This is a genomic window from Pseudomonas sp. P4_C3, assembly GCF_056402075.1.
In genome coordinates this window covers 1-727 of the sequence record NZ_JBFUIC010000749.1, presented here as the reverse complement: position 1 = coordinate 727, position 727 = coordinate 1, and the positions used below count along the sequence as shown (strand labels likewise).

Here is a 727-nt window from a genome sequence, read left to right as displayed (position 1 = left end):
AGGCTCGGCGTTCCTTCGCTCCGGTATTCATCCGGGGGCATTGCCCTCCGGTCGGCTTCGCTTCGACCTAYATGCAATGAGTTCGACTGCGTCGAACGGCGCTGCGCGCCCATCCCCGGATGAACACCTCCACTCAGCCTGCCGAGGGGGCGGGTGGATCAAGATCAAGAGCTGCAGGCGAGCTAACGCTCGGCCTGTTGAGTGGTAAAGAGCAGTTGGTGTACGCCGACCCATTGTGGGAGCGAGCTTGCTCGCGAAGGCGGCCTTATGGCCGACCAATCTCTTTCGGCTAAACGCATTCCCCCTGTAGGAGCTGCCGAAGGCTGCGATCTTTTGATCTTGCTTGTAAAAAATAAGGCCAAAAGATCGCAGCCTCGTTGCACTCGACAGCTCCTACAGGGAAACACGCACGCATCAGAACCAGGCCGGCCGGTAGGCCGCCTCGGATGCTGTTGCGGTGTACGCCCCCTCGTGAGGCCGAGTGGAGGTTCTGCGCAGTGGGCAACCCGGCATGGATGCCGGGTTAGCCGCCGCCGGCCCAGAGTGTGTAAAAACTCCAAAGCAAACCCTTGCTATGATTTCCCAGGATTTCATCGCAAGGGTTGCCCATGAAACGCTTCATTCAAGGTGAACACCGAGGTCAAAGGACCCTGCTCCCCGAGAGCCTGGACGATTACGTCAGCGAGACTAATCCGGTGCGTGTTGTCGATGTCTTCGTGGATGAACT

Annotated in this window: 1 protein-coding gene; it reads left to right on the top strand. The window is 58.8% G+C overall.

Translation table 11 applies throughout. From position 1 onward, the window contains the following. Positions 1–608: 608 nt before the first annotated feature. On the top strand, positions 609–727 hold a 119-nt coding region (locus AC1DVH_RS32235; RefSeq protein WP_477757184.1), incomplete at its 3' end, for a hypothetical protein.